Annotated in this window: 6 protein-coding genes and 1 pseudogene; 6 read left to right on the top strand and 1 reads right to left on the bottom strand. The window is 48.7% G+C overall.

The window, feature by feature from the left end; genetic code table 11:
• The 6 genes and pseudogenes from OCT58_RS09885 to OCT58_RS09910 form a co-directional block, all read left to right on the top strand.
• Positions 1-102: pseudogene (locus OCT58_RS09885) on the top strand (IS30 family transposase); the annotation flags it as partial.
• A 44-nt stretch (positions 103-146) separates the two neighbouring features.
• The gene (locus OCT58_RS09890) at positions 147-1,352 is read left to right on the top strand and encodes an acetate/propionate family kinase (protein WP_267202670.1); all 1,206 of its coding nucleotides are present in this window, start codon (positions 147-149) and stop codon (positions 1,350-1,352) included.
• Between the two features lie 90 nt (positions 1,353-1,442).
• Complete coding sequence (locus tag OCT58_RS09895) at positions 1,443-2,051, top strand: metallophosphoesterase family protein (RefSeq protein ID WP_267202671.1); 609 nt, start codon at positions 1,443-1,445, stop codon at positions 2,049-2,051.
• A gap of 42 nt (positions 2,052-2,093) precedes the next feature.
• A complete protein-coding gene (locus OCT58_RS09900; protein WP_267202675.1) occupies positions 2,094-2,639 on the top strand; it encodes a YutD family protein in 546 nt (181 codons plus the stop codon).
• Complete coding sequence (locus OCT58_RS09905) at positions 2,636-3,409, top strand: TIGR01457 family HAD-type hydrolase (protein WP_267202672.1); 774 nt, start codon at positions 2,636-2,638, stop codon at positions 3,407-3,409. Before OCT58_RS09900 ends, OCT58_RS09905 begins: the two co-directional genes overlap by 4 nt.
• A complete protein-coding gene (locus OCT58_RS09910; protein WP_267202673.1) occupies positions 3,390-4,058 on the top strand; it encodes a TIGR01906 family membrane protein in 669 nt (222 codons plus the stop codon). The genes OCT58_RS09905 and OCT58_RS09910 overlap by 20 nt, the downstream gene beginning before the upstream one ends.
• On the opposite strand, the gene OCT58_RS09915 is transcribed toward OCT58_RS09910, so the two are convergent.
• Complete coding sequence (locus OCT58_RS09915; RefSeq protein ID WP_267202674.1) at positions 4,008-4,649, bottom strand: VTT domain-containing protein; 642 nt, start codon at positions 4,647-4,649, stop codon at positions 4,008-4,010. The two genes, OCT58_RS09910 and OCT58_RS09915, sit on opposite strands and share 51 nt — an antisense overlap.
• Between the last annotated feature and the right edge of the window lie 221 nt (positions 4,650-4,870).

Here is a 4,870-nt window from a genome sequence, read left to right on the forward strand (position 1 = left end):
ATGCATCGTCGGAATAACATTCCTCGCAAGTCATTGAACTACCGCACACCACTTGAAGTATTCATGAAGCACGTCACCGATGAGCAACTAGCTTTTTTCTAACTTAATTTGACATTTCGGGAATCAATAAAAGGAGACAGTCAATAATGTCAAAAACTATTGCCGTTAATGCCGGTAGTTCAACGCTGAAGTTTAAGTTATTCGATATGCCAAGCGAGGATGTCGTTGCTGAGGGGACGATTGAACGAATCGGCGAAAAGATGGGTCACGCCAAGATTAAGTACGGCGACGGCCAGAAGCACGAAGAAGAAAAGCCGTTTGCTGATCATGGGGCAGCCGTTCAGTACCTGTTGGACCAACTGATTGATCTAGACATCGTCGACAACTACGATGAAATTACCGCTGTTGGTCACCGGATCGTTGCTGGTGGTGAATTCTTCAAGGATTCAACCGTCATTGATGATGATGTCATCGCCAAGATTGACCAATTAGCCGAATATGCACCACTGCACAACCCAGCCGAATTGATCGGGATCAAGGCCTTCCGCAAGGTGCTGCCAAACGCCTTTGCGGTTGCTGTCTTTGACACCTCATTCCACGTGGACATGCCAAAAATGAACGCCCTCTACAGTGTGCCTTACGAATGGTACCAAAAGTACGGTGCCCGGAAGTATGGCGCTCACGGGACGAGTCACCGCTATGTTGCCGGCCAGGCCGCCGAGATGCTGGGCAAGCCGCTGAAGGATCTGAAGTTGATCACCCTTCATATTGGGGCCGGTGCTTCCATTACGGCCGTTAAGGATGGCAAGTCCTACGATACTTCAATGGGCTTCTCTCCGCTGGCCGGGATCACGATGGCAACTCGTTCTGGGGATGTCGACCCATCCCTGGTCGCCTTCGTTCAAGAAAAGCTGGGCGTCTCCTCCGAGGAAATGATTGATATTTTGAACCACAAGTCCGGTCTGCTGGGTATTTCCCAGCTTTCACCAGACATGCGGGATATCTTAGATGCTGCCGCCAAGGGCAATGACCAGGCTCAATTGGCTCTTGACATATACGTCAACCGGATCGTCCGCTACATTGGTGCCTACATTGCTGAAATGGGCGGTGCCGATGCAATCGTCTTCACTGCTGGTGTGGGTGAAAACAGTATCCCGGTTCGGAAGATGATTACCGACAAACTGGGCTACTTCGGCATCAAGATTGACCAGGAAAAGAATAAGTGCCACGGTGTTAAACGTGACCTGTCCGCTCCAGATGCCAAGATCAAGACCCTCTTGATCCCAACTAACGAGGAACTGATGATCGTTCGGGACATCGAACGGTTGAAGAAGCAACAAGCTAGCAAGTAATTGATTTTAGCAGACTAAAAAATAACCTAAGATTGGCCCGCGCTAGTCTTGGGTTATTTTGTATCATCAAATTTTAAAGGAGGGTTTGCAATGCAATTTGTGACAGCCGACACTCATTTCTTCCACAGCGATCTGCTGGGGATTGACGACTTTGCGCCCCGGCCATTTCCGGACGTGGCAACGATGAACCAGACAATCATTGATAACTGGAATGCCAAGGTCGGTGAGGACGACTTGGTTTATCACCTGGGGGACATTGCCCTCTACTTTACGAAGCCAGCCCGGAAGTCCGACGAAGCCGTTTTAGAAGTGCTGAATCAACTCCATGGTCACCTTGTCCTGGTGAAGGGCAATCATGATAGTCGAGCGCTCTTCAAGTATCTGGCAGCTCATAACTACGAGTTCAATGGACGACCAAAGTTTGAGTTTCACGACGTGGGTGTGCTGATGAAGTATGATCATCGACAGTACTACCTGACCCACTACCCGCTGATGCTGGGGATTGCCCCGCAGATCATCAATCTCCATGGCCACATTCATCACTATGCAGTGCCAGTCAAGGAAAATATCAACGTTGGAATTGATAGTCCGGAGCTTGACTACTTAAGCGCCAAGCCGGCGTTTGGAGCCCCGGTTAACTTCCACGAGGTTGAGGAGATGGTTGAAAAGAAGGCCGTCGATTTTGCCAAGCGGCACTAGAATTATGATATGATTTAAGAAAATCGCTAAAGGGGGATGAAAATGAATCGGGCCAAGATCCAGGATTATATTGACCAAAGAGAGGAGCAACGGGCCGATCTTTACCACTTTGAAGCACGTGACGCGACCCACTTTACCCTGAACGGCCACCAGTATGAATTGGTGGACGAATACCGGGACGGCTTTGACGGGGATGCATTGGCGAAGCGCTATAGCAACATTCTTAGTAAGTATGATTACATTGTCGGTGACTGGGGTTACGACCAATTGCGTTTGAAGGGCTTTTACGCGCCAGATAACCCGCTTTTTAATCCGGAGCAGGGGATCAAGACAATTGAGGACTACTTATACGAGGACTGTAACTTCGGTTGTGCCTACTTCATTATTCATAATGAAGACGTCTGGACGCCTCGGCACCGGCGCCGTCGTCGTTCGAGTCCGGTAATCAAAGAGCGACGGAAAAAACTGCGCCAGCCGGATGTTCGGCACCGTCGTCATCAACGAGCGGAACGGGTTAAGTCTGGTCATCACCAGCAGAAATTCGTAATTCATAAACGGAAACCGGAAGGAAAGGCAAAGAAGCAATGAAAGATTATCGAGGATACTTTATCGACTTAGACGGGACAACCTATAAGGGGAAGGAGCGGATTCCCGCCGCGGCCCGGTTTATCAAACGCCTTCAGGAAGCAAAAAAAGAGGTCCTCTTTGTCACCAATAACAGCACGCGGACCCCAGAATTTGTGGCTAATAACTTGCGGGAGAACCATCAGATCAATGTGACGGCGGCGAACGTCTACACAACGGCCCTGGCGACGGCAGACTACCTCGACCACGTTGCCGGCGATCGGCGCCGCGTCTACGTGGTGGGAGAAAGTGGGCTAAAAACGGCCCTACACGAGCGCCGTTTTGTTGAAACAGATCAGCAGCCGGACTATGTAGTGGTGGGACTGGATACGGCGGTTACCTATGCCAAACTAGAAACCGCGGTCCTCTTGATTCGTGCCGGAGCAACTTTCATTGGCACAAATGCTGATAGCAACTTGCCGAACGAGCGGGGGATGACTCCCGGTGCCGGTTCATTGGTAAAACTGGTTGAGTATGCAACGCAGCAAAAGCCGATAATGATCGGCAAACCAGAATCGTTAATTATGAAGATGGCTTTAGCGCGGGTCCACCTGAACAAAGAAGAAGTCATGATGGTTGGTGACAACTACCGGACCGATATTCAGGCGGCAATTAACACGGGGATGGATAGTCTCCTAGTCTACACTGGTTTGTCAACACCGGCCCAGGTTGCCAAGATGCCAATTCAGCCGACTCATACGGTGCAGAGCCTTGATGAATGGCAAGTTAATTAACCAAATCAGAGCGTACGTGGTGGTACTGGTCTGCGGACTGGCAATCGTCAGTACTGCTCTTTTTATTACTGTTAATCTTTCCCCGCTCTTAGTTCCCTATTCGCACCAATTGTTGGTCCGCTGGAGTCACAGCCAGTTGGCTGGAGATTACCGGCAGCTCCTGGCCTATCTTCAGATTCCCTGGATAAGACGTCTTCACTTTGCCGCCCTGCCGCTGTCGACAGGGGCGCGGGCTCACTTTCGAGCGGTGCGCCACCTGATGTTGTTGAACGAATCCTTGATGCTGCTTAATATTTTGCTAGCATGGTTGTTGATAAGCAAACAAAAACGGCACGGTCAACTCTGGCAGTTGATCGCGCCGCTGATGGTGCTGGGATTTGTAATCTTGATGGTTGCTTGGCTTCCGTTAATCAATTTCCCGACAAACTTTATTCGGCTGCACTACCTGCTTTTTACCGATCGAAACTGGATTTTCAATGCGCGGAGTGCACCAATCATCTTGATGCTGCCATTTGGTTTTTTTGGGAAGTTATTTGTAATTTTTGTGGGGATCTGTTTGTTATTCGGTAGTTTGTTCTATTGCTGGCTACGCTGGCAATCAGGCTTTCTTAAATTTGGAACGCAGGAAACTGACGATAGCTGGAATTAAGGTAACTACGACGATTCCCAGAATGATTACTGAGAAGTGGGCCTGGACAAAGGGGAGGTTGCCAAAGAAGTAACCACAACCGCAACAAAGGGCTACCCAGGAAACACAGCCGATAATACTATAGCGAATAAAGCGTTGGTAGGGGAAACCGGAACCGGCTGCTGCAAAGGGAGCAAAGGTTCGAATGATCGGCATATAGCGGGCAAGAATAATTGCCGGCGCCCCGTGGCTTTCAAAGAAGAGTTCTGCACGGGCAAGGCTTTCCTTATTGATGAGTTTTCCAAAAAGAGAATGGTTGGAAAGACTCTTCCCGATCCGGTGACCGATCATAAAATTGGTTGAGTCGCCGGCAAGGCAGGCAAAGAGGAAAGCAAAAACAAATAGCCAGATATTGAGATGGTAACGTGGATCAGCTGCTAGAGCGCTAGCGGCAAAGAGAAGGGAATCTCCAGGAAGGAAGGGCATGATAACGGCCCCGGTTTCAATAAAGACAATCGCCAGTAGGATGAAATAGGTACTGTTGCCAAATTGATTGACGATCTGGATAAGGTGAACGTCAATGTGGAGGATGAAATCAATTAGTGTAGACAATCGTAATTCTCCTTTATTTCTTATTTTTACCAATAGTTGAGTTTAGCAAGCTTGAAGGGCTTTGTGAACCGCTTGAATGGAGATTTAAGAAAACAATTAGGCAGATTGTAAAATTTAAGTTGAACATTTAAGTGGACAGAAAAACCCATCAAGGTCTTTAATGGTGTTACCGTACAATCCATTAGAAAGAAGGACCTTGATGAGCACCACTATTTTATCAT

The organism is Limosilactobacillus kribbianus (genome assembly GCF_026413145.1).
Taxonomy (GTDB): domain Bacteria; phylum Bacillota; class Bacilli; order Lactobacillales; family Lactobacillaceae; genus Limosilactobacillus; species Limosilactobacillus kribbianus.

What these genes read in the sequence shown, in the direction of transcription:
- OCT58_RS09890 (WP_267202670.1), top strand. Translation starts at nt 147, where the DNA reads ATGTCAAAAACTATTGCCGTTAATGCCGGTAGTTCAACGCTGAAGTTT.
- OCT58_RS09895 (WP_267202671.1), top strand. Translation starts at nt 1,443, where the DNA reads ATGCAATTTGTGACAGCCGACACTCATTTCTTCCACAGCGATCTGCTG.
- OCT58_RS09900 (WP_267202675.1), top strand. Translation starts at nt 2,094, where the DNA reads ATGAATCGGGCCAAGATCCAGGATTATATTGACCAAAGAGAGGAGCAA.
- OCT58_RS09905 (WP_267202672.1), top strand. Translation starts at nt 2,636, where the DNA reads ATGAAAGATTATCGAGGATACTTTATCGACTTAGACGGGACAACCTAT.
- OCT58_RS09910 (WP_267202673.1), top strand. Translation starts at nt 3,390, where the DNA reads ATGAATGGCAAGTTAATTAACCAAATCAGAGCGTACGTGGTGGTACTG.